At 69.0% G+C, this 25,765-nt stretch carries 30 protein-coding genes and 2 tRNA genes; 19 read left to right on the top strand and 13 right to left on the bottom strand.

Annotated elements, in window-relative coordinates:
* Positions 1-258 precede the first annotated feature (258 nt).
* The 4 genes from ASC61_RS13545 to ASC61_RS13530 are packed head-to-tail and all read left to right on the top strand — an operon-like array spanning position 259 to position 2,355.
* The gene (locus ASC61_RS13545) at positions 259-720 is read left to right on the top strand and encodes an SRPBCC family protein (protein ID WP_056212731.1); all 462 of its coding nucleotides are present in this window, start codon (positions 259-261) and stop codon (positions 718-720) included.
* A 54-nt stretch (positions 721-774) separates the two neighbouring features.
* The gene (locus ASC61_RS13540; RefSeq protein WP_200935455.1) at positions 775-1,113 is read left to right on the top strand and encodes an ArsR/SmtB family transcription factor; all 339 of its coding nucleotides are present in this window, start codon (positions 775-777) and stop codon (positions 1,111-1,113) included.
* On the top strand, positions 1,110-1,559 hold the full coding sequence (locus ASC61_RS13535) for an SRPBCC family protein (RefSeq protein ID WP_056212729.1): 450 nt from the start codon (positions 1,110-1,112) through the stop codon (positions 1,557-1,559). Before ASC61_RS13540 ends, ASC61_RS13535 begins: the two co-directional genes overlap by 4 nt.
* Before the next feature lie 16 nt (positions 1,560-1,575).
* Positions 1,576-2,355, top strand: a complete 780-nt coding sequence (locus ASC61_RS13530; protein ID WP_056212727.1) for an alpha/beta fold hydrolase — start codon at positions 1,576-1,578, stop codon at positions 2,353-2,355.
* On the opposite strand, the gene ASC61_RS13525 is transcribed toward ASC61_RS13530, so the two are convergent.
* Positions 2,356-2,931 carry a hypothetical protein gene (locus ASC61_RS13525; protein ID WP_056212725.1) on the bottom strand — a complete coding sequence of 192 codons (576 nt, stop codon included), beginning with the start codon at positions 2,929-2,931 and terminating at the stop codon, positions 2,356-2,358.
* A gap of 45 nt (positions 2,932-2,976) precedes the next feature.
* Complete coding sequence (locus ASC61_RS13520) at positions 2,977-3,858, bottom strand: LysR family transcriptional regulator ArgP (RefSeq protein ID WP_056212723.1); 882 nt, start codon at positions 3,856-3,858, stop codon at positions 2,977-2,979.
* 70 nt (positions 3,859-3,928) lie between these two features.
* Here ASC61_RS13520 and ASC61_RS13515 point away from each other — a divergent pair, with 70 nt between their 5' ends.
* From ASC61_RS13515 to ASC61_RS13505, 3 genes are read left to right on the top strand one after another with little or no spacing between them, the layout of a single operon-like run.
* Positions 3,929-4,555, top strand: a complete 627-nt coding sequence (locus tag ASC61_RS13515; protein ID WP_056212721.1) for a LysE/ArgO family amino acid transporter — start codon at positions 3,929-3,931, stop codon at positions 4,553-4,555.
* Positions 4,552-4,932 (top strand): fluoride efflux transporter FluC, encoded by a 381-nt coding sequence (locus tag ASC61_RS13510; protein WP_056212720.1) that lies wholly within the window; start codon positions 4,552-4,554, stop codon positions 4,930-4,932. Before ASC61_RS13515 ends, ASC61_RS13510 begins: the two co-directional genes overlap by 4 nt.
* Positions 4,929-5,285 carry a fluoride efflux transporter FluC gene (locus ASC61_RS13505; protein WP_056212718.1) on the top strand — a complete coding sequence of 119 codons (357 nt, stop codon included), beginning with the start codon at positions 4,929-4,931 and terminating at the stop codon, positions 5,283-5,285. Before ASC61_RS13510 ends, ASC61_RS13505 begins: the two co-directional genes overlap by 4 nt.
* Here ASC61_RS13505 and ASC61_RS13500 read toward each other — a convergent pair whose 3' ends face one another.
* Positions 5,286-6,044, bottom strand: a complete 759-nt coding sequence (locus ASC61_RS13500) for a DsbA family protein (protein ID WP_056212716.1) — start codon at positions 6,042-6,044, stop codon at positions 5,286-5,288. It abuts the gene before it with no gap.
* Between the two features lie 3 nt (positions 6,045-6,047).
* Positions 6,048-6,812, bottom strand: a complete 765-nt coding sequence (locus tag ASC61_RS13495; RefSeq protein ID WP_056212715.1) for a DsbA family protein — start codon at positions 6,810-6,812, stop codon at positions 6,048-6,050.
* A 135-nt stretch (positions 6,813-6,947) separates the two neighbouring features.
* Here ASC61_RS13495 and orn point away from each other — a divergent pair, with 135 nt between their 5' ends.
* Both orn and ASC61_RS13485 read left to right on the top strand, forming a co-directional pair.
* Positions 6,948-7,571, top strand: a complete 624-nt coding sequence (gene orn / locus ASC61_RS13490; protein WP_056212713.1) for an oligoribonuclease — start codon at positions 6,948-6,950, stop codon at positions 7,569-7,571.
* 61 nt (positions 7,572-7,632) lie between these two features.
* Positions 7,633-7,708: transfer RNA gene (locus tag ASC61_RS13485), tRNA-His, on the top strand.
* A gap of 36 nt (positions 7,709-7,744) precedes the next feature.
* On the opposite strand, the gene ASC61_RS13480 is transcribed toward ASC61_RS13485, so the two are convergent.
* From ASC61_RS13480 to glpK, 3 genes are read right to left on the bottom strand one after another with little or no spacing between them, the layout of a single operon-like run.
* On the bottom strand, positions 7,745-8,518 hold the full coding sequence (locus ASC61_RS13480; protein WP_056212711.1) for a DUF4097 family beta strand repeat-containing protein: 774 nt from the start codon (positions 8,516-8,518) through the stop codon (positions 7,745-7,747).
* Positions 8,518-10,266: a glycerol-3-phosphate dehydrogenase/oxidase gene (locus ASC61_RS13475; protein ID WP_056212709.1), complete on the bottom strand. Its 1,749-nt coding sequence runs from the start codon at positions 10,264-10,266 to the stop codon at positions 8,518-8,520. Before ASC61_RS13475 ends, ASC61_RS13480 begins: the two co-directional genes overlap by 1 nt.
* A gap of 41 nt (positions 10,267-10,307) precedes the next feature.
* On the bottom strand, positions 10,308-11,834 hold the full coding sequence (gene glpK, locus ASC61_RS13470) for a glycerol kinase GlpK (RefSeq protein WP_056212707.1): 1,527 nt from the start codon (positions 11,832-11,834) through the stop codon (positions 10,308-10,310).
* Between the two features lie 41 nt (positions 11,835-11,875).
* Here glpK and ASC61_RS13465 point away from each other — a divergent pair, with 41 nt between their 5' ends.
* Entirely contained in the window at positions 11,876-12,541 is a 666-nt protein-coding gene (locus tag ASC61_RS13465; RefSeq protein WP_056212705.1) for a histidine phosphatase family protein, read from the top strand.
* Positions 12,542-12,553: 12 nt separating this feature from the next.
* Here ASC61_RS13465 and ASC61_RS13460 read toward each other — a convergent pair whose 3' ends face one another.
* A complete protein-coding gene (locus tag ASC61_RS13460; RefSeq protein ID WP_056212703.1) occupies positions 12,554-13,540 on the bottom strand; it encodes a pirin family protein in 987 nt (328 codons plus the stop codon).
* A 72-nt stretch (positions 13,541-13,612) separates the two neighbouring features.
* On the opposite strand from ASC61_RS13460, the gene ASC61_RS13455 reads away from it, so the two are divergent.
* Positions 13,613-14,278 carry a DNA alkylation repair protein gene (locus tag ASC61_RS13455; protein ID WP_056212702.1) on the top strand — a complete coding sequence of 222 codons (666 nt, stop codon included), beginning with the start codon at positions 13,613-13,615 and terminating at the stop codon, positions 14,276-14,278.
* A 3-nt stretch (positions 14,279-14,281) separates the two neighbouring features.
* On the opposite strand, the gene ASC61_RS13450 is transcribed toward ASC61_RS13455, so the two are convergent.
* Positions 14,282-14,911, bottom strand: a complete 630-nt coding sequence (locus tag ASC61_RS13450; RefSeq protein WP_056212700.1) for a UdgX family uracil-DNA binding protein — start codon at positions 14,909-14,911, stop codon at positions 14,282-14,284.
* Positions 14,912-14,963: 52 nt separating this feature from the next.
* On the opposite strand from ASC61_RS13450, the gene ASC61_RS13445 reads away from it, so the two are divergent.
* The 6 genes from ASC61_RS13445 (at position 14,964) to ASC61_RS13420 (ending at position 19,356) form a co-directional block, all read left to right on the top strand.
* A complete protein-coding gene (locus ASC61_RS13445; protein WP_056215676.1) occupies positions 14,964-16,526 on the top strand; it encodes a phytoene desaturase family protein in 1,563 nt (520 codons plus the stop codon).
* A tRNA-Lys gene (locus tag ASC61_RS13440) sits at positions 16,517-16,589 on the top strand. The genes ASC61_RS13445 and ASC61_RS13440 overlap by 10 nt, the downstream gene beginning before the upstream one ends.
* Positions 16,590-16,649: 60 nt before the next feature.
* Positions 16,650-17,003 (top strand): TraR/DksA family transcriptional regulator, encoded by a 354-nt coding sequence (locus ASC61_RS13435; protein ID WP_056212698.1) that lies wholly within the window; start codon positions 16,650-16,652, stop codon positions 17,001-17,003.
* 39 nt (positions 17,004-17,042) lie between these two features.
* A complete protein-coding gene (locus tag ASC61_RS13430; protein ID WP_056212696.1) occupies positions 17,043-17,297 on the top strand; it encodes a TFIIB-type zinc ribbon-containing protein in 255 nt (84 codons plus the stop codon).
* A 65-nt stretch (positions 17,298-17,362) separates the two neighbouring features.
* Complete coding sequence (locus tag ASC61_RS13425; protein WP_056212694.1) at positions 17,363-18,214, top strand: NAD-dependent epimerase/dehydratase family protein; 852 nt, start codon at positions 17,363-17,365, stop codon at positions 18,212-18,214.
* Between the two features lie 221 nt (positions 18,215-18,435).
* Complete coding sequence (locus tag ASC61_RS13420) at positions 18,436-19,356, top strand: patatin-like phospholipase family protein (protein WP_056212692.1); 921 nt, start codon at positions 18,436-18,438, stop codon at positions 19,354-19,356.
* On the opposite strand, the gene ASC61_RS13415 is transcribed toward ASC61_RS13420, so the two are convergent.
* Positions 19,357-19,953: a hypothetical protein gene (locus ASC61_RS13415; RefSeq protein ID WP_157439496.1), complete on the bottom strand. Its 597-nt coding sequence runs from the start codon at positions 19,951-19,953 to the stop codon at positions 19,357-19,359. It abuts the gene before it with no gap.
* Positions 19,954-19,989: 36 nt separating this feature from the next.
* Here ASC61_RS13415 and ASC61_RS13410 point away from each other — a divergent pair, with 36 nt between their 5' ends.
* Both ASC61_RS13410 and ASC61_RS13405 read left to right on the top strand, forming a co-directional pair.
* Positions 19,990-20,286, top strand: coding sequence for a DUF503 domain-containing protein (locus ASC61_RS13410; protein ID WP_056212689.1), 297 nt, complete (start codon positions 19,990-19,992; stop codon positions 20,284-20,286).
* Positions 20,287-20,293: 7 nt separating this feature from the next.
* Entirely contained in the window at positions 20,294-20,908 is a 615-nt protein-coding gene (locus tag ASC61_RS13405; RefSeq protein ID WP_056212688.1) for an FMN-binding negative transcriptional regulator, read from the top strand.
* A 59-nt stretch (positions 20,909-20,967) separates the two neighbouring features.
* On the opposite strand, the gene ASC61_RS20120 is transcribed toward ASC61_RS13405, so the two are convergent.
* The 3 genes from ASC61_RS20120 to ASC61_RS20115 all read right to left on the bottom strand — a co-directional run bounded on the left by ASC61_RS20120 (position 20,968) and on the right by ASC61_RS20115 (position 25,691).
* Entirely contained in the window at positions 20,968-22,344 is a 1,377-nt protein-coding gene (locus ASC61_RS20120; RefSeq protein WP_056212687.1) for a hypothetical protein, read from the bottom strand.
* A 334-nt stretch (positions 22,345-22,678) separates the two neighbouring features.
* Entirely contained in the window at positions 22,679-24,235 is a 1,557-nt protein-coding gene (locus ASC61_RS13395) for a hypothetical protein (RefSeq protein WP_056212686.1), read from the bottom strand.
* Positions 24,236-24,545: 310 nt separating this feature from the next.
* Complete coding sequence (locus ASC61_RS20115; RefSeq protein WP_056212684.1) at positions 24,546-25,691, bottom strand: hypothetical protein; 1,146 nt, start codon at positions 25,689-25,691, stop codon at positions 24,546-24,548.
* Between the last annotated feature and the right edge of the window lie 74 nt (positions 25,692-25,765).

Here is a 25,765-nt window from a genome sequence, read left to right as displayed (position 1 = left end):
CGGCGTCCAGGATTCGGGGAGGAGGGCGCTCAGCGCCCGACGGAGTCCTGCCGGGCGCGCCAACGCTACGTGAGGTCATTCCCCAACCNNNNCGGCGTCCAGGATTCGGGGAGGAGGGCGCTCAGCGCCCGACGGAGTCCTGCCGGGCGCGCCAAGCTCACGTGACCTCTCAGAACGAATGCCAGCCAGCGCTGGTCCACCCCCGGGCGTATCGTCGACCGTACGACGACAGGTCGGGGGTACCGAGGCAGGGCTCGCATGGATGTGCAGCTGGTGATCGACATCCACCGGCACCTCGACGCCTCGCGGGACCGCGTCTATCGCGCCTTCGTCGACGAGCACGAGCTCACCGAGTGGTTCGGGCCGTTCGCCGCCTTCGTCGTGCCCGGCACCTTGTCGATCGACGTCAGGCCCGGCGGCCACCGCACGCTCACGATGGCGACCTACAGCGGCTCGATGAGCTGGACGGTCGACACGACGTACACCGAGGTCGTGGAGAACGAACGGCTCGTCGGCCAGGAGCAGGTGACCGGCATCCCGGCGTTCGAGGGTGCACCGCCGTTCACCGTCAGCCTCGGGTTCTTCGACGAGAAGGGTGGCACCCGGGTCGAGCTGCGCGCCGGACCGTGTCCGCGTGAGGCGGAGGCCACGAGCCGCGACTTCTGGATGCAGTCGTTCAGCAAGCTCGACAGCCTGCTCGCCCGACACGACAGGACCTGACGCGTATCCAACCTTAAGGTTGTGCAACCGTACGGTTGCGGATACGCTCACAACATGACCGTCATGGAAGAGGACCTCGACCTCGTGTTCGCGGCGCTTGCCGACTCGACCCGACGCGCGATCCTGACGCGACTCACCGAGGGCGAGGCCACTGTCAGCCAGCTCGCCGAACCCTTCGCGATGTCGCAGCAGGCGGTGTCCAAGCACCTCAAGGTCTTGGAACGCGCCCACCTGATCTCGCGGACGAGGAGTGCCCAGTCCCGGCCGTGCCGCCTCGACGCCGACCAGCTCGAGGAAGCGGTCGGCTGGATCGAGGGCCATCGCAGGATCTGGGCCGAACGGCACGACCGACTGGCCGAACACCTCGCGACCCTGCCGGAAGAGACGTCATGACCGAGACCGGCGAGATGAGGTTCAGCCGGGTGCACACGGCGTCACCGGAGCGCCTCTTCGACTGCATGACGACGCCGGAGCACCTCGCCCGCTTCTGGGGCCCGACCGGCACGACGACACCTCTCGACGGGATCACAGTCGACCTGCGGCCCGGCGGCGCCTTCGAGACCACGATGGTCAACGACGCCGACGGCAGCGCGTACACGATGAAGGCGGTGTACGCGGAGGTCAGCCGCCCGGAGCGGCTTGTCTGGGTCGAGGCCGGGGTCGAGGGCGGCATGCGCACCGAGATCACCTTCATCGACCTGGGCGACGGCCGCACCGAGGCCGTGACGCACCAGACCAATGTGCCGCAGGCCTACCTCAGCGCCGAGGCGCAGGCCGGGTTCCGGACGAGCCTCGACCGGCTGGACACCTACCTCGCCTCGCTCGATCCCGAGCAGTGACAGACAGGAGACCGACATGCCCCAGCTCACCTCTGCCGACGGCACGACCATCGCGTACGACCGGATCGGCTCCGGGCCGCCGATCGTCCTGGTCGACGGCGCCATGTGCTTCCGCCGCGCCGGACCGATGGATGCCCTCGCGGAACGGCTCGCGGACCACTTCACGGTGTTCACGTACGACCGCCGCGGTCGTGGCGAGAGCGCCGACACCGCGCCGTACGCGGTGGAACGTGAGGTCGAGGACCTGACCGCACTGATCGACGCGGCGGGCGGCGAGGCGTACGTCTACGCGATGTCGTCCGGCGGCGCGTTGGCACTGACGACGGCAGCCGCGGATGCGCGGATCACCGGACTCGCCCTGTACGAGCCGCCGTACGTCGCCGAAGGCGAGGGAGATGAAGCCAGCGCCGACTACACGGCTCGCCTACACGAGCTGCTCGCGGCCGGCGACCGGGGCGGTGCGATCGCGCTGTTCATGACCCGGGTGGGCATCCCGTCGCAGGTGATCGACGGCATGCGCGCGGGACCGGGTTGGGTCAGGTTCGAGGCGATCGCGCCGACCCTCGCGTACGACGACCAGCTGCTCGACGGCAGCCGGGTGCCCCGCGAGCTCGCAGGCGCCATCACGACGCGGTCGCTGCTGCTGAGCGGCAGCGCGAGTCCGGACAGTCTCCAGCAGGCGGCGAAGGCGACTGCCGCTGCACTTCCGAACGCCGAGCACCAGACCCTCGAGGGGCAGACCCACGACGTGGCGCCGGACGCGCTGGCGCCCGTGCTGGTCGACTTCTTCGGTTGATCAGTCGTGGCGCAGCCCCAGCGCCGAGAGCGCTTTGGGAGTCAGCGCTCCCCCCGCCTCACCGCGCTCGACCGGCGTGAGGAATCCCCGCCTACGCGACTCCGCGACCCGGTTGGTCCAGGTGCCGGCGGCGCCACCGAAGCGCTCCGCCAAGGCCTTGGAGGGCGTGCGCACGCCCGACTCGACCAGCGACACGTACTCCAGGGCGAGAGCGGCCAGCGCGTCGTCGCCGCTGCCGAACGTGCCGCCGCTCTGCTCCAGCAGGTCGGCGAGGTTCAGTCTCGGCGCAGGCGGAAATGCCGCGAGAGAGTCCTTGGTGGCGAGCCTCTTGGCCTCGGACAGCAGTGACCCCAGGGGCAGCTCGCGTACGTCGTTGCCGGTGATGCCGGAGTCTGGGTCGAGCAGTCGAAGCGTGACCTCACGGACGTTCCACTGCCGATGAGTGCCGCGGCGGTGGAGCCGGACGCCGACTCCCCAGTCGTCCGCCAGGCGGAGCGCCACCAGACGGTCACCCGCGTCGTCGGTGTCGACGGCATGCGGTTCGAGCAGGTGGTCGAGCATCTCTTCGAGGCTCATCGCGCTCCTCAGTGGTAGTGACTTGACATTACCACCAGGTTCGCCTCACGTCAGGTGCTCGGCGGCGGCTTCCCGGATCGCCCGGGCCGTGGCCTCGAGAGCGGGGGTCTGCAACGCCCATTGCTGCCAGTGCAGCGTGACGTCGACGTGCCGGCCAGGATCGAGGTCGACGAGCAGGCCGGCCCGCTCGCGCTCCTCGTACTGCTCCTTGGGAAGCATTCCCCAACCCAGCCCGAGCGCGATCGCGTCGGCGAACTGGGACGAGGCCGGGATGTGGTGCCGGGGCGGGGCCAGCCGTCGACGACTGCGCTGTCGGAGGTAGGCGTCCTGGAGGTCGTCGTTGCGGTCGAACACCACGACCGGCGCACGCGACAGGCTCGCTGCGTCGACCCCGTCCGCGAACCACTCGGCCACGTAGTCCGGGGCTGCCACCGGCCGGTAGCGCATCGTGCCGAGGCGGGTCGACCGGCAGCCCTGCACAGGCGCGGCGTCCGACGTGATCGCCGCCATGACGGTGCCCGAGCGCAACAGCTCGGCCGTGCGGCCCTCGTCCTCACGCCGTACGTCGAAGTAGGCCGTGCCGGCCAGCGATGCGAGGGCCGGCAGCACCCAGGTCGCCAGCGAGTCGCCGTTGACCGCCAGCGGAATGGTCGGAGGCCGCTGCTCGGCCGGATCGATCTCGACACGTACGTCCTGGACGAGCGCCTCGACCTGGCGGGCCAGGCGGAGGTACGCGTGCCCGGCTTCCGTCGCTTCCGTCGGCTTGGTGCGGCGGACGAGGACGCGACCCGCGGACTGCTCGAGGGCCTTGATGCGTTGGCTGACTGCTGACGGCGTCAGGTGCAGAGCCGCCGCCGCGGCGTCGAACGATCCCTCGTCGACGACGGCCGCGAGGGCGCGGAGCTGGGAGAGGTCGACGTCTGCCACATCAGCAATGCTAATGCATCATTCAAAACATGAACTGGTCTTATGGCCCAGGAGGACGTTGGATGGAGCCATGGACCACGCCACTCTCGTCGCCGCCCTTGCCGGGGCCGGCTTCGGCCTGTCGCTCATCGTCGCGATCGGCGCGCAGAACGCATTCGTCCTGCGCCAAGGCCTGCGCGGCGAGCACGTCCTCGCCGTGGTCCTGATCTGCGCGATCTCGGACGTCGTGCTGATCGCGCTGGGCATCGCCGGCATCGGAAGCCTGCTGGAGCTGGCGCCGTGGCTGCTCGACACCATGCGGATCGGGGGTGCCGCCTTCCTCCTGACGTACGCCGTGATCGCCGGCCGCCGGGCGCTGCATCCCGGCGAGCTCGACGCCGAGACCTCCGGGGCCGCCACGTCGCTGTGGCCGACCGTGACCACCGCCGTCGCACTGACTTGGCTCAACCCCCACGTCTACCTCGACACGATCCTGCTGCTGGGCTCCGTGGCGGGCACCCACGGCGACGATCGCTGGTGGTTCGGCGCCGGAGCCGCCCTCGGTTCGATCGTCTGGTTCTCGGCCCTGGGCTTCGGTGCGCGGCTGCTGCGTCCGCTCTTTGCGAAGCCTGCTGCGTGGCGCGTCCTCGATGCACTGATCGCCGTCGTCATGGCGGCGATCGCCGTCAGCCTGCTGCACGGTCTAATGGAGGGGTGAGGTCCTTCGCTCTCGTCGTCATCGGTGGCGCCGCGGGCACCCTGAGCCGCCACGGCATCGCCGAGGCACTCGACGGCGACCGGCTCTTCCCCCTGGCGACGTTCCTGGTCAACGTCACCGGCTCGTTCGCCCTCGGAGCGCTGCTGGCGGTGCTCCTCGTACGCGATCACAGCGCGGCCGCCAATCGGTTGCGGCTGCTGCTCGGCACGGGCTTCCTCGGCGGCTACACGACCTACAGCGCGCTGGCCGTCGAGACCGACACCCTCCTGCGTGGGGACCACGTGGCGCTCGGCGTGACGTATGCCGTGTGCAGCGTCGTCGCGGGACTCATGGCGGCGTTCGCCGGCGTCGCGGCTGGCCGTGCGGTGGCTCGATGACGACGCTGCTGATGGCACTTGCCGGGGGGCTCGGCGCCGGCACCCGCTGGTCGCTCGACGCCTGGTTGCGCCCCCGAGTCTCGTCGCGGCTCCCCTGGTCGACCCATCTGATCAACATCAGCGGATCGCTGCTGCTCGGGCTCGTGGTGGGGCTCGGTGCGGATGACACCTGGCACACCGTCCTGGGCACGGGCTTCCTCGGCGGCTACACGACGTTCAGCACCGCAAGCGTCGAGTCGGTGCATCTGGCTCTCGACGGTCGCTACCGGGCCGCGACGGCCAATGCCGTCGGCATGCTGCTGCTCAGCGTCGCCGCAGCATCGCTCGGCTACGCCCTCGGCCGCACGCTGTAGCTATTTCGCTGCCGCGATGGCGGCGCTGATGTCGGCCTGGGTCGCCGGAACGGGCTTGCCGTCGATGACGACGGTCGGCGTCCCTGTGTAGCCGTCGTCGAATGCTGCATCCTTGGCCTTGCGGACCCACGGGGCGTACGTCTGGTCCTTCACGTCCGCATCGATGCCGGTGACGCCCGCCTGCTTCGCCAGGTCGATCAGCGTCGCGTCGGGCAGGCCGTCCCCACCCTCAGGGGGCTGGTTGGCGTAGAGGAGGTCGTGGAACTTCTTGAACGCCGCGACACCGCCCTTGTCGAGGACCGCCATGGCAGCACTCGCCGACCGCGTGGAGTACTCAGTCGAGCTCTTGGAGTCGAGGAACGCGAACATCCGGTACTCGATCGTGATCTCGCCCTTCTTGACGAGGTCGTCGAGGAACGCGCCGTTCTGCTCCTCGAACGACTTGCAGACCGGGCACTGGAAATCCTCGTAGAGCACGACCCGAACCGGGTCGGCGCCTGCCGTGCCCCCGGCGTCGGCTGCCGTGTAGTCGAAGCCAAAGCTCGAGTCGGTGTGCGCCGGCTTGACCAGCGGGCCCACGGGCTTGTCATCCTCGCCCGCCGACGACACCGCCCATGCGCCGATGGCAATCAGCGCCACGATCACGACGGAGATCGCGATCGTGATGACGTTGCGCTGCTTGCGATCGGCCTTCTCCCGCTCCTTCCGCATCTGCTCCGCGCGTTCGGCGCGTTGCTTGCGGTCGGAAGCGGAAGCCATGGGTCAGGACTTCTTGGCGGCGTCGATCGCCTTCTGGATGGCGTCCGCTGTCGGCGACTTGACGTCCTTGCCGTCGATCCGGACCCACGGGGTGCCCTGGAATCCCTCGGACTGCGCCTTGTCCAACGCCTTGTCGAGCCACGGTCCGTAGACCTTCTTGCGGATGCAGCTGTCGATGCCGGTGACACCCACCTGCTTGGCGTCGGAGATCAGCTCAGCATCCTCCGGCCCGGCGGTCTGCTCCGCGGGCTGCTTGGAGTAGAGGAGGTCGTGGTACTTCTTGTAGTCCTCGACACCGCCCTCGTTGAGCACGCACATCGCGGCGTTGGCGGCCCGGCTCGAGTATTCGTTGGCGCTCGAGCGGTCGAGGAAGCTGATCGGGCGGTAGTCGATCGTGATCTCGCCCTTCTTGACCAGGTCGTCGAGGAATGCGCCGGTCTGCTCCTCGAACGCCTTGCACACGGGGCACTGGAAGTCCTCGGTCAGCACGACCTTGACCGGATCGGCGCCGGCCTTGCCGCCGGCGTCAGCGGCGGTGTAGTCGAATCCGAACGTCGACTTGTCGGTGTGAGCCGGGTAGACGAGCTTGGTGGAGTCGGTGTTGCCGTCCTGCGCGCTCTTGACGGCGAAACCGGCCACCGCGATCAGGGCCACCACGACGACGACGATCCCGACAGTGATCACGTTGCGCTGCTTGCGGTCTGCCTTCTCGCGCTCCTTGCGCATCTGCTCCGCACGGGCGGCACGCTGCTGACGTTCGTTGCTCACTGATTTCTCCTGGGTCGGGCGGTCACCATCGTGACCAACGCGGCTCGCTCGTTGAAGGTTCCATCAGACCCTACCGGCCCGCACGAAGCACAGTGTCGACATGCCGCGTCTGACGGGCGTACTAGTGTTCAGCGCGTGAATGACAAGCTGGTGTGGATCGACTGCGAGATGACCGGACTCTCGCTCGAGACCGATGCATTGGTCGAGGTGGCCGCTCTGGTGACCGACTACGACCTCAACGTCCTGGGCGACGGGATCGACCTCATCGTCAAGCCTCCGCAGGCTGCGCTCGAGCAGATGAACGACTTCGTCCGTGACATGCACACCAGCTCGGGCCTGATCACCGAGCTCGACGGCGGTCTGAGCCTGCGCGACGCCGAGGAGCAGGTGCTGGCCTACGTCCGCGAGTTCGTCAAGGAGCCCGGCAAGGCGCCCATGGCCGGCAACACGATCGGCACCGACCGCTCGTTCCTCGCTCGCGACATGGCCGAGCTCGAGGGCTGGCTCCACTACCGCGTCATCGACGTCTCGTCGATCAAGGAGCTGGCCCGTCAGTGGTTCCCCCGGGCCTACTTCGCGGCCCCGGCCAAGGCGGGTCACCACCGAGCTCTCGTCGACATTCAGGAGAGCATCGAGGAGCTGCGCTACTACCGCCGCGCGGTTTTCACCCCGGATCCCGGCATCGACAGCGACACGGCCAAGGCCATCGCGGCCGAGGTCGCCGGATCCTTGACCGGCGAAGGCCGGGCTACGGTCTGAACCGGGTCAGGCCTGCGTTAGACTTCCTGACGCCGTGTCGGGCGTATGCCCGGCACGCGTGGTGGGCGTAGCTCAGTTGGTAGAGCACCGGCTTGTGGTGCCGGTGGCCGCGGGTTCAAGTCCCGTCGTCCACCCCACGAAGACCCTCGGTTCCGCAAGGACCGGGGGTCTTGTCATTGGTTGGCCAGGCGGATGTCGCCGCTGTTGGTGATGGCCCGGACGAAACCCTTGCCGGCGTCCGCCACGGAGATCGAGTTGGTGACCTCGCCGTCGAGGGTGTTGGAGATGTCGCCGGACTTGGACGAGACCATGACGGCGTACGCGCGCTTGCCTGCGGGCACCGTGGCCCGGATGTCACCGCTCGTGGTGTTGACCTTGAGCCCGAACGGCTGCGTCGCGAACGTCGCGTTGATGTCGCCCGAGCCGGTCTTGGCGTCGAGCTCGTCGACCCTGAGGTCCGCGACCGTGATGTCGCCGCTCCCCGACCGCACCGTGAGGGATCCCTCGGACAGCGAGTCGGCCCTGACGTTGCCCGACGTCGACTTCACGACGACCGGCATGCCCTTGGGCACCTCGAGCGTGGTCGAGACCCCGCAGCCCGGCGACAACCAGGTCTTGCACGCGGAGACGATCTTGATCTCGTCGCCGCGGCGACCCAGCTGGTAGGTGGTCTTCTGCAGGCCCGAGGTGATGCGCGAGCGGATGCGGACCACACCCTCCTCGCCCTCGACCAGGCGTACGTTCGCCGATCCGGCGTTGACCACGAGCTGGGACACGTCTCCGAGCTCGACATCGGCTGTGGCGATGCGCGTGTCTCGCTTCACGAGCGAGGCGCCGAGCACGAGGCCGCCGAGCAGCACGACGGTGAGGATCGTGCTGATCACGGTCAGCAAGGTGCGCGACGCCGGTGAGCGGACGTCGTAGTCCGCGACGGTCTCCTGGGCCATCAGCCGGTCTTCGCCTTGGTCCTGGTCGTCGCGATCGGCACGACGTCCTCGGCACCCATGCGGGCGGCGTCGGCGGTCTCGTCGTCGGGCATCGTCTGGCTCTCCCGCTCGGCTTCGACTCGCTTGAGGTAGTGATCGACCTCGTTGTCACGCTGCGCCTTGGTCCAGCCGAGGACGCCGGCCATCAGCTCGGCGACCTCGACCGCGACGTCGGTGCCACGGTCGAACGTCTCGATCGAGATGCGCGTACGGCGCGCGATCGCGTCGTCGAGGTGGCGCGCGCCCTCGTGCGTCGCGGCGTAGACGATCTCGGCGCGGAGGTAGTCGTCCGCTCCCGTCAAGGGTTGGCCGAGGTCCGGGCGCTCGGCGATCAGGTCGAGCAGCTCGAGCGTCAGCGAGCCGTAACGGTGCAGGAGGTGCTCGACCCGGCCGACGCCCAGTCCGCTGGACGCGGCGAGCATCTGGCGCTGGTTCCACATCGCCTCGTAGCCGTCGGCACCGAGCAGCGGCACGTCCTCGGTGCACGAGTCCGGCACCCTGCGGTCGAGCAGCGACGACATGCCGTGGACGGCCGCGTCGACGGCGTCCTTGGCCATGATCCTGTAGGTCGTGTACTTGCCGCCGGCGATGACGACGAGTCCCTTGACGCTCGTCCCGACCGCGTGCTCTCGCGACAACTTGCTCGTCGCCTCGTCCTCACCGGCCAGCAACGGCCTCAGCCCGGCGTAGACGCCCTCGACGTCGTCGTGCGTCAGCGGCTCGACGAGCACCGAGTTGACGTGCTCGAGGAGGTAGTCGATGTCGCTGCGGCTCGCCGCAGGGTGGTCCTTGGACAACGACCAGTCGGTGTCGGTCGTGCCGATGATCCAGTGCCGGCCCCACGGGATGACGAACAGCACCGACTTCTCGGTGCGCAGGATCAGGCCGGACTCCCCGCGGATGCGGTCGCGCGGCACGACGAGGTGCACGCCCTTGCTGGCGCGTACGTGGAACTGGCCCCGCTCGGAGGTCAGTGCCTGCGTCTCGTCGGTCCAGACACCCGTGGAGTTGATGACCTGCTTGGCGCGGATGTCGAACTCGCGGCCGGACTCGAGGTCCTTGACCGTCGCACCGGTGACGCGGTCACCTTCGCGCAGCAGACCGATGACCCGAGTACGGCTCGCGACATGAGCGCCGTACGCCGCGGCGGTGCGTGACAGGAACATCGTGTGACGCGCGTCGTCGACCTGGCCGTCGTAGTAGTGCAGGGCGCCGACCAGGGCGTCCTTGCGCAGCGCCGGCATCATGCGGCGCGCTCCCCTGCGGGTCAGGTGGCGGTGCAGCGGCACGCCCTGGCCGTAGCCGGAGGCTTTGCTCATGGCGTCGTAGAGCGCGACGCCGGAGCCTGCGTAGAAGCGCTCCCAGACGCGGTGCGTCAGCGGGTAGAGGAAGCCGACCTCGCGGACGAGGTGCGGGGCCAGCTTCTGCAGGCTGAGGCCGCGCTCCTTGAGCGCCTCGGCGACGAGGCGGAAGTCGAGCATCTCGAGATAGCGCAGGCCACCGTGCATGAGCTTGCTGGAACGGCTCGAGGTGCCGGAGGCGAAGTCGCGGGCCTCGACGAGCCCGACGGACAGTCCGCGGGTCGCGGCATCCAGCGCGGCACCTCCGCCCACGACGCCGCCGCCGATCACGAGGATGTCCAGCGGGGTCGCCGCCATCGCATCGAGAGCGGCTTGACGGTTCTCAGGTGACAGGGCTACCGATCGCATGTCCCCAGTCAATCAGGTCCGCCAATCGTCGGTTGCCGGCGCTAGTCGACGTCGATCCAGCCGAAGGTGCGTTCGACGGCCTTCTTCCACTGGGCATGCCCGGCTTCACGCTGCTCCGGCGTGGAGGTCGACTCCCAGCGCTTGGACTCGTGCCAGTTGGCGACGAGCTCGTCGGTGTTGGCCCAGAACCCCACCGCGAGGCCCGCGGCGTAGGCCGCACCGAGGGCGGTGGTCTCCGCGACGACCGGGCGGCTGACCGGCACGCCGAGGACGTCGGCCTGGATCTGCATGCACAGCTCGTTGGCGGTCACTCCCCCGTCGACGCGCAGGATCGTCAGGTCGAGCCCGGCGTCGGCGACCATCGCGTCGACGACGTCACGGCTTTGGTAACAGATGGCTTCGAGCGCGGCCCGGGCGATGTGGGCGACGGTGTTGTAGCGGGAGAGCCCCACGATCACGCCTCGCGCATCGCTGCGCCAGTAGGGGGCGAACAACCCGGAGAACGCCGGCACGAAGCAGACCCCGCCGTTGTCGTCGACACTCTCCGCGAGGCTCTCGGAGTCAGCGGCGGCCTTGATGATGCCGAGCTGGTCGCGCAGCCACTGGATCGCCGATCCCGTCACCGCGATCGAGCCCTCCAAGGCGTACACGGCGGGCGCATCGCCGAACTTGTAGGCCGGCGTCGTGATCAGCCCGTTGCTGGACCTCACGATCTCGGTGCCGGTGTTGAGCACGAGGAAGTTGCCGGTGCCGTACGTGTTCTTGAGCTCGCCGGGCTGGAAGCACACCTGGCCGACCAGCGCGGCGTGCTGGTCGCCCAGGTCCCCGGCGATCGCCACCTCTCCACTGAACGGCCCGTCCGCGCGCGTGCGGCCGTAGACCTCGGACGACGACCGGATCTCGGGCAGCATCGCGCGCGGTACGCCGAACAGGGCCAGCAGCTCGTCGTCCCAGTCCAGCGTCTCGAGGTCCATGAGCATCGTGCGGCTGGCGTTGGTGACGTCCGTCAGGTGCAGGCCCCCGTCGGGCCCGCCGGTGAGCCACCACATGAGCCAGCTGTCGGTGTTGCCGAAGAGGGCGTGGCCCGCCTCGGCGTCGGCGCGGACGCCGTCCACGTTCTCGAGGATCCACTGGATCTTGCCGCCGGAGAAGTAGGTCGCCGGCGGCAGGCCCGCCCGGTCGCGGATCAAATCGCCGTGGCCGCCCTTGTCGAGCGCACTCGCGATCTTGTCCGTACGCGTGTCCTGCCAGACGATCGCGTTGTAGTAGGGCTCACCCGTGCGCCGGTCCCACACGACCGTGGTCTCGCGCTGGTTGGTGATGCCGACGGCAACGAGGCCGTCGGCGGTGATCCCGGCCCGGCTCAGACCCGTCTCGATGACGTCCTGGGTAGCCTCCCAGATCTCGTGGGGGTCGTGCTCGACCCAGCCGGCCTGCGGCATGATCTGCTCGTGCTCGAGCTGGTGACGGGCCACCTCGTGGCCGTCGTGGTCGAAGACCATGAACCTCGTGCTGGTCGTCCCCTGGTCGATCGCGCCGACATACTTCGCCTGAGCCTCCGTTGCCATGCGCGAGAGCCTAGCGAGACGACGGGACATAGGCTCGGAGCATGCGTCTGATCCTTGTACGGCACGGCCAGACCCCGGCGAATGTCGAGGGCATCCTGGAGTCGACCGTGCCCGGACCCGGACTCACGGCGCTCGGTCAGCAGCAGGCCGAAGAGCTCGTCGAGGCGCTCGCCGACGAGAAGATCGACGCGATCTTCGTGTCCTCGATGATCCGGACGCATCTCACCGCGGCTCCCCTTGTCGCGGCCCGCAGCCTCGAACCGGTCGTCCGCGACGGCTTGCGCGAGATCGCGGCCGGCGACGTCGAGGGCAGGACCGACGAGGACTCGGTCCACCAGTACGTCCACACGTTGCTCGCGTGGTGCGCCGGCGACCTCGACGTGCGCATGCCCGGCGCCGAGACCGGTCAGGAGGTCATCGCCCGGTTCGACGAGGTCGTCGCCGAGGCCGAGTCGCTGGGCGTCGACAGCGTCGTGCTGGTGAGCCACGGAGCGATGATCCGCGCATGGTGCACAGTCCGTACGACCAACATCGACCTTGACTTCGTGAGCGACCACTACGTCGTCAACACCGGCATCGTCGTCGTCGAGGGATCCGGCGAGACCGGCTGGGAGGTCGCGTCGTGGCTCGGCGAGAGCGTCAGCGAGGCCGCGGCCCAAGGCGTCGCGTCCGACCACAGCCCGGCGTCCGAACCGCTCGACGACTGAGTCTCGTGCAGCTCAGTCCTGCAGCATCTCCCCGTGCACCTCGGCGTGCGGGACCGTCGGAATCGTGCCGAGCCGGCCCTTCTGGAAGTCCTCGAACGCCTGCATGACCTCGGCCTTGGTGTTCATGACGAACGGCCCGGCCCAGGCGATCGGCTCGCGGATCGGCAGCCCGCCGAGGAGGACGACCTCGAGCGCGGGGTGGCGGCTGTCCTGGTGCTGGTCGGCTCCGACGGTGATCGTCTCGCCGTGCCCGAGGACCGCCAGCTGGCCCGACTCGATCGGCCGGCGCTCGCGGCCGACATGGCCACTGCCGCTCATGACGTAGACCAGCGCGTTGAAGTCGGTGCGCCACGGCACGGTCATCTCCGCGCCGGGCAGGACGGTCGCGTGCACCATCGCCATCGGTGTGTGAGTCGACCCCGGACCCCTGACCCCGTCGACCTCGCCCGCGATGACGCGCAGCAGGGCTCCGGCGTCCGGCGTGGACCCGAGGCCCACGTCGGCGCTGCGGATGTCCTGGTAGTGCGGCGGCAGCCACTTGTCGGCCTTGGGCAGGTTGACCCAGAGCTGCAGGCCGTGGAACAGCCCGCCCTTGACGACGAGCCACTCCGGCGGCGCCTCGATGTGCAGGAGCCCGCTGCCCGCGGTCATCCACTGGGTGTCGCCGTCGGTGATCGAGCCACCGCCACCATGGCTGTCCTGGTGCTCGAAGACACCGTCCACGAGGTAGGTCACGGTCTCGAAGCCGCGGTGCGGGTGCCACGGCGTCCCCTTGGGCTCGCCGGGTGCGTACTCCACCTCGCCCATCTGGTCCATGTGGATGAACGGGTCGAGCTTGCTCGGGTCGACCCCGGCGAACGCCCGGCGCACCGGGAATCCTTCGCCCTCGTAGCCCTTGGGCGCGGTCGTGACGGTGACCGGCGCACGGTCCTCGGTCTGCGTCGGCGCCGCGATCACGCGGGGCAGGACGGTCCAGTCGGCGACATTCACAGCAGGCATCTCGTGCTCCTCAGTAGGTCTTCAATCTAGTTTAACCTTCAACCATCGTCAAGCATTCCCTATCCTTTCGCCATGAGCGTGTTGGTCCCCGCGATACGGAGCGCGCTGCGCGACGCCGCTGACGCCGAGCGGGCCCCCCGGATGCAGGCGTACATGAAGTCGGCGCTCCCGTTCCTCGGCGTGCCGATGCCGGCGGTCCGCGCGATCACGAAGACTGCGCTACGAGCGCACCCGTCGGATCTGGGCGAGCTGGAGGCCGACGTCCGTACGTTGTGGGACGAGGCGGCGTTCCGCGAGGAGCGCTATGCCGCGAGTGGTCTGCTGGCCGCGAAGGGCGCCACCGGCCGGCTCGAGCTCGTCCCGCTGTACGAGCACCTGGCGACCACCGGCGCCTGGTGGGACCACGTCGATGACCTCGCTCACCGCATCGCCGAGCTCCACGACGCGCATCCGGTCGAAGCGGCTGTCGTCGTACGCCGTTGGAGCACCGCGGGCGACTTCTGGCTGCGCCGGCTCGCGATCATCAGCCAGCTCGGCCGCCGGGACCGCGTCGACCCGGTCCTGTTGACCGACGTCATCGAGCCCAATGCAGCCGACACCGAGTTCTTCGTCCGCAAGGCGATCGGCTGGGCACTGCGCGAGTACGCACGCGTCGAGCCCGACTGGGTCCGGGCCTTCGTGACCGACCACCCCGAGCTGAGCGGACTCTCGAAGCGCGAGGCGCTCAAGCACCTCTGACCGTCAGTCCGCGGCCGCGGCCGCCACCCGCAGGTCGCCGACGAGCCCGTCGAACGCCTCGCCCCACTCGCTCCGGTCCCTCAAGCGCAGCAACGCCGACGGATGCGTCGTGACGACGACCTGCGGGCCCCCCGGGGTCGCGGGCTCGAGGACCGTGCCCCGCTCGGCGCCGATCCGGACGGCCCGGCCGAGCACCGACCGGCCGGCCGTCGCACCCAGGCACACCACGACGTGCGGGCGTACGACCGACAGCTCCGCCTCGAGCCAGGGATGGCAGGCAGTGACGTGTCCGGCTGCAGGCTTCTCGTGGATGCGGCGCTTGCCCCGGACCGTGTGGCGGAAGTGCTTGACCGCGTTGGTCAGGTAGACCTGCGACGGATCAAGCTTCGCCGCCTCAAGCGCGTCGGCGAGCACGCGTCCGGCCGGCCCGACGAACGGCTCACCGGCCCGGTCCTCCTGGTCGCCCGGTTGCTCGCCGACGAGGGCGATCCGAGCCGACGCCCGACCCCGCGAGAACACCACCTGCGTGGCGTCCGCCCACAGCTCGCAGCCACGGCAGCTCTCGGCCGCCTCGGCCAGCTTCGCCACGCTCCGGGTCGACGGCACCCACGCCTCGGCGCCCGCATGCTCCATGCCGGCGACGTACCCGCCACCTGGAAGGCGTAACCGGTCCTAGTCTGGGGCCATGGAACGCGCATCCGAGAAGCATGACGTCGTGATCGTCGGCGGCGGCCACAACGCGTTGGTCGCCGCAACCTACCTCGCTCGTGCCGGGCGCAGCGTCACTATCCTCGAGCGGCTGCCCCACGTCGGCGGTGCCGCGATCAGCGCGGCGGTGTTCGAGGGCCAGGATGCCCGGCTGTCCCGCTATTCCTACCTCGTCAGCCTCATGCCCGAGGCCTTGATCGCCGAGCTCGGGCTCGACCTCGAGCTGCGATCGCGCGACACCGCGTCCTACACGCCGTACGAGGGCGGGGGGCTGCTCGTCGAGACCGTGCCCGGAACAGCCACGGAGGAGTCCTTCCGTACGCTCACGGGCTCCGACGACGAGCTGCAGGCGTGGCGCCGCTTCTACGCGGAGGTGTCGACGGTCGCCGACGCCATAGCCCCGACCTTGCTCGAGCCGCTCCCCCACATCGGTGAGCTGCGCGACCAGGTCGAGATGGCGATCTGGACCGATCTCGTCGACGAACCGATCGGCACCGCACTCGAGCGTCGCTTCACCCACGACCTGGTGCGCGGGGTCGTCGGCACGGATGCGCTGATCGGCACGTTCGCCTCGCTCCACGACCGCTCGCTCGTGCAGAACCGCTGCTTCCTCTACCACCTGATCGGCAACGGCACCGGTGAGTGGCGCGTCCCGGTCGGCGGCATGGGCGCCGTGACCGCCGAGCTCGAGCGGGTCGCCCGCGAGGCCGGCGTCGACATCCGGACCAACTGCGAGGTCGACGGCATCGACGCGTACGACGTCGGCGCGACGGTGTGCGGCGACGGGTTCGTCATCGAAGCCGACTGGGTGCTCAGCGGTGTCGCGCCGTACGTCCTGGAGCGCCTCCTCCGCGCACCGATGCCGCCCAAGCCGTCGGGCTCGCAGTTCAAGATCAACCTGCTGGTCTCACGCCTCCCACGCCTGAAGTCCGGGATCGACCCGGCGATCGCGTTCGCCGGCACGTTCCACGTCGGGGAGTCGATGAGCGAGCTCGAGCGGGCGTACGCGCAGGCGGCCGCCGGAGCCCTGCCCGACTTCGCCTCCGGCGAGCTCTACTGCCACACCCTGACCGACCGCTCGATCCTCGGACCCGACCTCGCCGCGTCGGGTGCGCAGACCCTCACCTACTTCGGGCTGCACACGCCGTACGAGGTGCTGCCCGACGAGGCTGCGGCCGCCAGGGCGTACGCGCAGTTCCTCGCCGCGATCAACGCGCACCTCGACGAGCCGATCGAGCCGTTGATCCTCGGCGTCGAGCACAGGACGCCCGCCCAGATCGAGGAGTCGCTGGCGATGCCGGGAGGCCACATCTTCCACGGCGACCTGCAGTGGCCGTGGCTCGAGGAGGGTGAAAAGGCCCGGCATCCCGCGGAGCGTTGGGGCGTCGCGACGAGCCATCCGCGGGTCCTGCTGTGCGGCAGCGGGGCTCGCCGCGGGGGCGCCGTCAGCGGCATCGCCGGTCACAATGCGGCCCATGCGATCCTCGATTATGAGGGACCGGAGGCGGCTGATAATGTTGCACCCGCTTCGCGGCATTAGCTCAATTGGCAGAGCAGCTGACTCTTAATCAGCGGGTTCGGGGTTCGAGTCCCTGATGCCGCACTGTGAAGGCCCCGTTCCTCGCCGAACGGGGCCTTCACGCATTCTCAGGAGGCGAACCGCATGGACCAGGCTCGTGCCCTCGCGCTGCTCGACGAGGAACGCTCGGCCGCCCTGCAGATGCTGGCGACGCTGGCCCGCGACTTCACCGGCATCGTCGACGCGTCCGCCGACTCCAACGCCGACGACGAGCACGATCCGGAAGGCTCGACGATCGCGTTCGAGCGTTCCCAGGTCAGTGCGCTGATCGAGCAGGCCGAACGACGACTCGCCGAGATCGACGCGGCACGTGCGCGCATCGACGAGGGCACCTACGGCCGCTGCGAGGTCTGCGGTGAGCCGATCGCAGACGGTCGCCTCGAAGCGCGTCCGGTCGCCCGCACGTGCGTGGCGCACGCCACGACCGGGAACTCCTGAGCGCCGACCCGAGTTGAGCCGGGCAAGGAGGAACCATCCATGAAGTGTCCGACCGACAACGCCACCCTGGTGATGAGTGAACGTGCCGGCATCGAGATCGACTACTGCCCCGAGTGCCGGGGCGTGTGGCTCGACCGCGGGGAGCTCGACAAGATCCTCGAACGCGCGTCCGCCGACGCGCCTGCTGCCGCGGCGCCGCAGCCGCAGTACGCCGAGCCGCGCTACGACACCCGGCAGCAGCAGCCGTACCGCAAGAAGAAGAAGGAGCACTGGCTCACCGAGCTGTTTGACTGAACCAGGCGACCGTGATGTGAACCACGTCACGAAATAGCCCCGGCGCTCTCCCGGTTGGCACTGTCATGAAGATCTTGCTCACCGGGGGTACCGGGTTCATCGGATCAGCCGTCCTCGACCAGCTCGTCGCGGCGGGACATCGCGTGACTGCGGTCGTCCGCAGCCAGAAGTCCTCGCTCCACGTCCAGGACGCCGGCGCGACGGGGATCATCGGTGACCTGTTCAACGTCGACTGGCTCGCCGCCGAGCTGCGCGGGCACGACGCCGCGATCCACACCGCCGCTGGCGGCAACGAGCACGACGCCGAGCTCAACGACGCGGTCATCGATGCCGCGATCGCTGCCTTCGGCGGCACCCAGAAGCCGTTCATCCACACGGGCGGCATCTGGGTCTACGGCAACAACCCGGCGATCAACGAGACGAGTCCCCTCGCCGCGCCGGACCTCACCGCGTGGCGCGTGGCGAGCGAGCGGCGACTGCTGGAGTCGGGCATCAAGGCCTCCGTCGTGCAGCCCGGCATCGTCTACGGCCATGGCAAGGGCATCCCGGCGATGTTCGCCGGCTCGGTCGACGCGGGCAGCGTCACGCTGTTCGGCACCGGCGACCAGCGCTGGACGACGGTCCACGTGGACGATCTCGCCGACCTCTACGTGCGAGTCCTCGAGCAGGCGCCGGGCGGTCGTACGTACGTCGGCGCCAGCGGGCACAACCCCACGGTTCGCGAGCTGGGCGAGGCACTCGGCGAGGTCGCTCCCGAGGACCCCGCGACGACGATCGAGCGACTCGGTGGGTTCGGCGAGGCTCTGCTGCTCGACCAGCAGGCGAGCGGACAGCGCGCCAAGAGCGAGCTCGGCTGGCAGCCGACGCGCCCGAGCCTCGTTGACGAGCTCCGGGCGGGCTACCTCGAGGCTGCCTAGCCCCGCGAGTGGCGGTGAGCAGCTCGAGCGCTGCTCGCCGTCGGACTGGTTGCGTCACGGTCCGGCGCCGCGCTAAAGTCCCGGGCGAATCGTGTTCGACCGGCGGGAGGTGAGACCCATGTGCGCAGGACCCACAGTGGGCGCTCCCTTGCAGTCCACGATCGCGCGACTGAGCTAGTCGCCGCCGGGAGCGCCCGACCGCATCTGCGAAGGGCAGTCCCATGAACGACACTTCAGCTTCACCCCTCCACGCCACCTCGACCCCGCCCCGAGCCGGCCGTCGTGCGCTCGTCCTCGGCGGCGGCGGATCAACCGGAAACGCCTGGCTGATCGGCGTCATCGCCGGTTTGCACGACTCCGGGCTCGACGTCACCGACGCGGACCTGACCATCGGGACGTCGGCGGGCGCCACGGCCGCAGCGCAGCTCGGCGGCGCGTCGCCTGCCGAGCTGTTCGAGGCGACCCTCGTCGCTCCGCCGCAGCGCAACGACCGGCCGCCGCGGGACCCGAGCAAACCCGTGGTGGATCACCTCGACCGGATCCGTACGATCATCGCCTCCTCCGAAGACGCTGCGGACATGCGTCGTCGGATGGGTTCGGCTGCTCTCGCGATGGCGGCGGCGTCGGAGGGCGCGTGGCAGGCGCAGTGGCGGGCCACCGTCGCGTCGCGGCTGCCGAGTCAGGACTGGCCGGAGCGGTCCATGCTCATCACGGCAGTCGATGCGCATACGGGTGAGCCAGCCGGGTTCGACCGCCACAGCGGCGTCGACCTCGTCGACGCGGTCGCAGCGAGCTGTTCCAGCGGCCAGCCGTTCATGATCGGTGACAACGCGTACATCGACGGTGGCTATCGCTCGAACGCCGAGAACGCCGACCTGGCGGCCGGCTACGAGCGCGTGCTGGTGCTGTCACCCTTGGGCGGCCGGTCCCTCGTGCCGGAGCAGTGGGGCACGCACCTCAGCACGCAGGTCGAGGCACTGCGTACGTCCGGGAGCACCGTCGAGACGGTCGTCCCGGAGGACGACGCCGAGCACCTCTTCGGCGCCAACGCGATGGACCTGTCGCTGCGCCCCGCGGCCGCTCGAGCCGGCCACGACCAGGGCCGGGCCCTGGCCGAGCGGCTCAGCGTGCTCTGGCGCTGATCAGGATGCCGGCCGTCCGGAACGGTCGATCGAGAGCACCCTGAAACGTCCCGAGAGCAGGTCGACCAACGGGCCCAGCAGGAAGATCACCAGCACGGTGCCCGGGCCGACCGCGGCGCCGCACCACCACCCGACGAGCGCTCCGCCACCCTGCACGACGCTGTAGCTCCACTTGAACGGCACCGGCGGGTCGAACGCCAGTGCGGCAGCCTCGGTCGGCCCGGCCCCGGCGTCGACGGCAAGGTAGCCTGCGACTCCCACGGCGAGGACGGGGAACGCGAGGACCAGCAGCGCCGCCCGCGCCCACCACGCGTCGGGCTCGGCGAACGTGTCCAGGAGCCCTGAGACGACGAACCCGACGACAAGTGGCTGCGTGATGGTGCCGAGGCCAGGCTTGAGCCCGCGCGCCCACGCCATGAGCACCAGCACGACGCCCACGACGAGGTTGACGATCCAGAACTCCACGTCCAGCGCGATCGACAAGCCGTTGATCATCGTGGAGTAGCCGTCGGAGCCGAGCGAGGCGATCAGGATCATCGCGACCCCGATGCCGAGGATCACGCAGGACACCACGAGTCGTACGAGCTGGGACACCACGGACACGATCCTCGCAGCCCCTGTCATGATCGGGGCATGTGGATCGGTTGGATCGAGTTCGACATCCTCCTGGGCGACGTGCACTCGCTCAAGACCAAGCGGTCGATCGTGCGTCCGCTCGTCGCCGACCTCAGGCGTACGTTCACCGTGTCCGCGGCCGAGACCGGCAGCCTCGACCTCCACCGCCGGGCAGGCGTCGGAGCGAGTCTTGTCGCCGCCGACAGCAGGCACGTCGTCGACGTCCTCGACGCGGTCGAGAACTTCGTCGCCGGCCGCCCAGAGATCGACCTCTTGTCCGCCCGGCGCGGCCTGAGCAACAGCGACGACGTCTAGGAGCAGCATGTACGTCCCACACTTCAACGCGATGGACGATCCCGACGACATCCGCGCGTTCGTCGAGTCGATCGGCAGTGCCGAGCTCGTCACCATGGGAGCCGACGGCACACCGGTAGCAACCCTGCTGCCGATCCTGTGGAGCGTGGACGGCGCGACCGTCGTCGCCCACATGGCCCGCGCCAACGCCCATTGGCGCCAGATCGCCGACCACTCACGCTGCCTCGCGATCGTCGCCGGGCCCCAGGCCTACATCTCGCCGTCCTGGTACGCCGCCAAGGCCGAGCACGGCCGCGTCGTGCCGACGTGGAACTACTCGGCGGTGCACCTCAGCGGCACCGTCCTGGTCCACGACGATCCCGAGTGGGTCCGCGACGCGGTGACCCGCCTGACCGACCACCACGAGCAGCGACGCGACCAGCCGTGGGCCGTGACCGATGCCCCCGAGGCGTACATCGACAAGAACCTCAAGGCCATCGTCGGTCTCGAGCTGTCCGTCGAAAGGGTCGAGGCCAAGGCCAAGCTCAGCCAGAACCGGTCTGACGCCGACCGGGCCGGCGTGGTCGCGGGCCTGCGCGCCGAGGGCGGGGACCCAGCCGTCGCCGAGGCGATGGACGTCTGACCGCACACGCGAGAAGGGGAGCCGCCGAAGCGACTCCCCTTCTCGTGATCAGTGCGTGATCAGCGACGTCCTCCGCGGAGGAACGAGCCGATCGCTGCGACGACCTTGCCGACCGACTTCATGAAGCCGATCTCCGGCGTCGACGCGACCCGCGTGAAGCCGGACGGCTTGTTCACCGGCGGCAGGATCAGCGAGAAGGACGGCATGCCGCCTCCGCTGGTGGTCACGCTGGCGACCGGCTGACGACGCATCAGGATGATGAGTCCAGCCGCGGTCATCGGGCCCGCGATGAGCAGCACCCAGAGCGGCAGGCCGCCCGTGTCGGGCAACAGCTCGTCCTCGTCCTTGGGCTCGGTGCACGCCTCGGTGGACAGCTTGCCGCCCACCTTGACCGTGAACTCCGTCTTGCCGACGAGCACGAAGTCATCGCTGGTGACGCTCGCCGTCACGGTGTAGGTGCCGGGTCCGTCGAACTCGGGCTCCACCGTGTAGTCGACGTTGTCGGTCTCCGGCAGGACGAGGGATCCGTCCTCGTCACAGGTGGCAGGATCTGCCACCGGCGCCTCGGCGGTGATGTCGGCCGGGAATGTCGGACAGCTGGCCAGCTCCTCATCGCCCGGCTGCTCATTGCCCACCGCGAATCGGATCGCGATCGAGTCCTGAGCGTCACCGAATGCGTACGGGAAGAGGCCGATGAAGCCCTCACCCAGCGCGCTCTCGTTCACGACGATGATGTGATCCGGCGTGCCCGGAGGTGTGCCGACGTACTTGCAGACCACGACCTTCTTCTCCTGGGCCGTCTCACAGTTCGTGCCCTCGGGCTGGTCGCCCGGGATGTTGGGGCAGGCATCGAACGGCGGGGTGAAGTCACACTCCGAGAGCGCGACGTCCTTGGCCTGCTCGTGCGGAGCGGCGAAGCGGATCGCGACCGAGTCCTGAGCGTCGGGGAAGATCGTCGGGAAGACTCCGAGGAAGTTCTTCGGCGCGTCCACGATGATGATGTGGTCCAGCACGCCGCCAGGTGTGGAGACGTACTTGCACACCACGATCTTCTTGTTGATGGCCACCGCCGCCACTGCCGCGTCGGCCTCGGGTGCCGCCGCCACAGTCGATGCCGCGGGCCGTTGCTCTTCGGCCGGAGGCTCGACAACCGGCGGCTCCTCAGCCGGGGGCTCAGCGGCCGGCGGCTCTTCGGCCGGAGGCTCCTCAGCCGGAGGCTCGGCAGCTGGCGGCGCCTCGGCTGCAGGCTGCTCAGCGGGCGGTTCCGCGGCTGGTGGCGGTTCCTCGGCAGCCGGCTCCTCAGCCGGCGCGTCGGCGGGTGCGGTCTCGGTCTCGGTGACCGCGGTGGCCGCCGGATCTGTTTCATCGGCGACGGCGGGCTGCGCGAGGAACACGCTGGCCGCGACCATCACCAGTACGAGCACAATCTTCTTCATGACAGATAACTCCATCCGTATCGCCCCTGCACGGAACGGTTCGAGCCGTAGTCAAGGCGGATTCCTCGGCTGCGCGGAGGCGATGACAAGTGGGAGTGCGCCAGGGCCTGTACTGCTAGGGAACCGCGTCAGGTGGAGTGCGTCACCTCGAATGACACCAAACATGAAGGAATGCTGAAGATTTGATCACTACGGGCCCCCCGCGCTAGTCACGAAGGGCTAAGGTCCAGACCTTTATGCGCCAACCTGTCCGGTTCCAGGCCCTCTTCCGTGCGCCCCGGACGCCAGGAGGGGAGCCGCCGAAGCGACTCCCCTCCCGGCGATCAGCGGGTGATCAGCGACGTCCTCCGCGGAAGAACGAGCCGATCGCTGCGACGACCTGGCTGACGGCCTTCATGAAGCCGAGGTGCTCGGTCGTGGCGTGGACCCGCGTGATCCCGGCCGGCTTCTTCACCGGCGGAAGGATCAGCGAGTAGGACGGCATCCGGCCACTCGTGGACGCATGGCTCACGGGCTCGCGGCGCATCAGGATGATGAGTCCTGCTGCCGTCATCGGACCTGCGAGGAGCAGGATCCAGAGGGGCACACCACCCGTGTCGGGCAGCAGGTCGTCCTCCTTGGCCGGCGTGACACAGTCAGCGGTCGGCAGCTTGCCGCCCACCGTCACCTTGAACACCGTCTTGCCGGTGAGCACGAACTCCTCATCCGTGACGCTCGCGGTGATCGTGTACTTGCCGGGACCGTCGAAGACCGGTTCGGTCGTGTAGGTCACGTGGTCGGTCTCCGGCAGGACCAGCGAGCCGTCCTCGTCACAGGTGGCAGGATCCGCGATCGGTGCCTCGGCTGTGATCTCGGTCGGTTCCACCTCAGGCAGGCATTCCGCGATGGGTACGTCCTTGGCCTGCTCGCCGTCCTTGGCGTAGCGGATGGCGATCGAGTCCTGGGCGTCACCGAACGGGTAGGGGAAGTCACCCTCGAAGCCCTCACCGAGTGCGCTCTCGTTCACGATGATGATGTGGTCGAACACGCCCGGGGGCGGGCCGGTGAACTTGCAGACCACGACCTTCTTCTCGTCATCGGTGATGACGCACTGCGGGTCGTCGCCAGCGAGCTTCGGCAGGACCGTGAAGTCCCAGTGGATCGTCGCCTGGTCGTCGATGATGTAGCCCTCGTCCGCCGTGGCGTCGACGTCGACGTCACCGGGCGCGTTCGCCGGCGTGATCGTGTAGATGACCCCTTCGGTGTCAGGCAGGTTGACCTTGCCGTCGGCCAGGCAGGTCGGTCCCGCCAGAGTCGGGTCCTCGGTGCCGACCTCGATCAGCGGCTCCTCGTCGTCACACGGGTTGGCCTCGTTGATGTTGCGTCCCGGGTAGACGACGACCTGGTCGCCGACCAGGTACTCGAAGCTGGGGATCCAGTCGGCGGAGTGTGCGCCGTTGTTCTTGCCGTGGCCCTCGCCCTTGACGATCGAGTTGTAGCTCACCGAGATGGCGTGCGCGTTGGCCGGGTTGCCCGGCGGGACGTGGCAGATCGTGACCTTGGTGTCGAGATCGACTGCTGCGGCGACGGCTGCGCCGCTCTCGACGTCGTCGTTCGGTGCGTTGCCCGACGTGGACTCGTCCGGCTTGGGTGCCGGCTTGTTGACGTCGCGGGCGGGCGGTGCTGGCTCCTCGTTGACGACCGGCTCGGGCTCGCTCTCGGCCGCCGGCGGCGGTGTCTCGGCCGGCGCCTGCTGCTCCGGCTCGGAGGTGTCCGGTGCCGTCTCGGTCGTGGTGTCGGTGGTGGTCTCGACGGCGGCCTCAGCCGGCGCATCTCCTTCGTCGGCGACCGCGGGCTGCGCGAGGAACACGCTGGCCGCGATCATCGCGAGGACGATCAATATCTTCTTCATGGGTTCTAACTCCATCCGTATCGCCCCTGCACGGAACGGTTCGAGTTGTGGGTACGGGGAAGTCCCCCGTCGGTCGAGACCCGGGAGTGCGCCGCGACCTGTGCACCTTGATGAACGGCTGTAGCAGACCTGAGGTCACGCCATTCGAGACCTCAAGGCCTCGAATTCTGCTGAAAAACAGCGATTTGATCAGTACGGGCTAGGTGCACTAGTTCCGATGAACCAGGGCTCGAGCGACACGGGTCGCTCTTCGGGATGCGAGAAGGGGAGCCGCCGGAGCGACTCCCCTTCTCATACCGAGCTCAGATGATCAGCGAAGACGCCTGATCACGGTCGGGTCCGACTCCAGCTGACGGCGCTTCAGGAGCATGGCTCCAGCTGCGACCATCGGGCCGGCGACGAGCAGCGCCCACAGCGGCAGGCCGCCGGTGTCGGGCAGCAGCCCGTTCTCGTCCTCGGTGCAGTCCGAGCCGCTCAGCTTCTTGTCGACGGTGATGTTGAACTTCACGTCACCGGTCAGCACGAAGTCGTCGCTCGCGGGTGCCGCGGTGACGACGAAGTCGCCCGGACCCGACTTGTCGGGTGACACCGAGTAGGTGACGCCTTCGGTGTCGGGCAGGTTGAGCGAACCGTCCGCGTCGCACGTCGCCGGATCGGCCGTGGGCTCCTCAGGAGTGACCTCGGTCGGGAACGTCGGGCAGTGGACAAGCTCCTCGTCGCCCGGCTGCTCGTTGCCATCTGCGAATCGGATCGCGATCGAGTCCTGCGCATCGCCGAACGCGTACGGGAAGACGCCCAGGAAGCCCTCACCCAGTGCGCTCTCGTTCACGACGATGATGTGGTCGGGAGTGCCAGGAGGCGTGCCGACGTACTTGCAGACCACGACCTTCTTCTCGACTGCAGTTCCGCAGTCGGTGCCCGTCGGCTGGTTGCCCGGCACGTCGGGACATACGTCGACCGGCGGGGTGAAGGTGCACTCCGACAGCACGACGTCCTTGGCCTGCTCGCCCGGCGCCGCATAGCGGATCGCGACCGAGTCCTGCGCGTCGGGGAAGATCGTCGGGAAGACGCCGAGGAAACCCTTGGGCGCGTCCACGATGATGACGTGGTCCAACTGGCCACCGGGTGTGCTGACGAACTTGCACACCACGATCTTCTTGTTGGCCTTCGGAGCAGCGACGACTGCGCTGTCACCCCGAGTGTCGACCGGCGGCGTGGCACCCTCGGCCGGCGGCGGGACCTCGGTCTCCGGTGCCGGCGGGGTCTCCTCCGTCGGGGTGTCCTCGGTAGGCGTGTCGCCAGTCGGGGTGTCCTCGGTGGGAGTGTCGGTGGTGGGGGTGTCGCTCGGCGTGTCGGTGGCCGTGGTGGTCACCGGGTCGTCGTCGCCGGCGATCGCGGGCTGCGCGAAGAACACACAGGCCGCAAGCAACGCGAGTACGAGGAAGATCTTCTTCATACGGGAAAGCTCCATCAGTTTCGCCCCTGCACGGAACGGATTCATGACGCAGCCAAGGGGTGCCCTCGCTGCGG

Source organism: Aeromicrobium sp. Root344, assembly GCF_001425755.1.
GTDB lineage: Bacteria > Actinomycetota > Actinomycetes > Propionibacteriales > Nocardioidaceae > Aeromicrobium.
The sequence above is the reverse complement of the archived record's forward strand: the minus strand, read 5'-3'. Positions and strand labels throughout refer to the sequence as shown.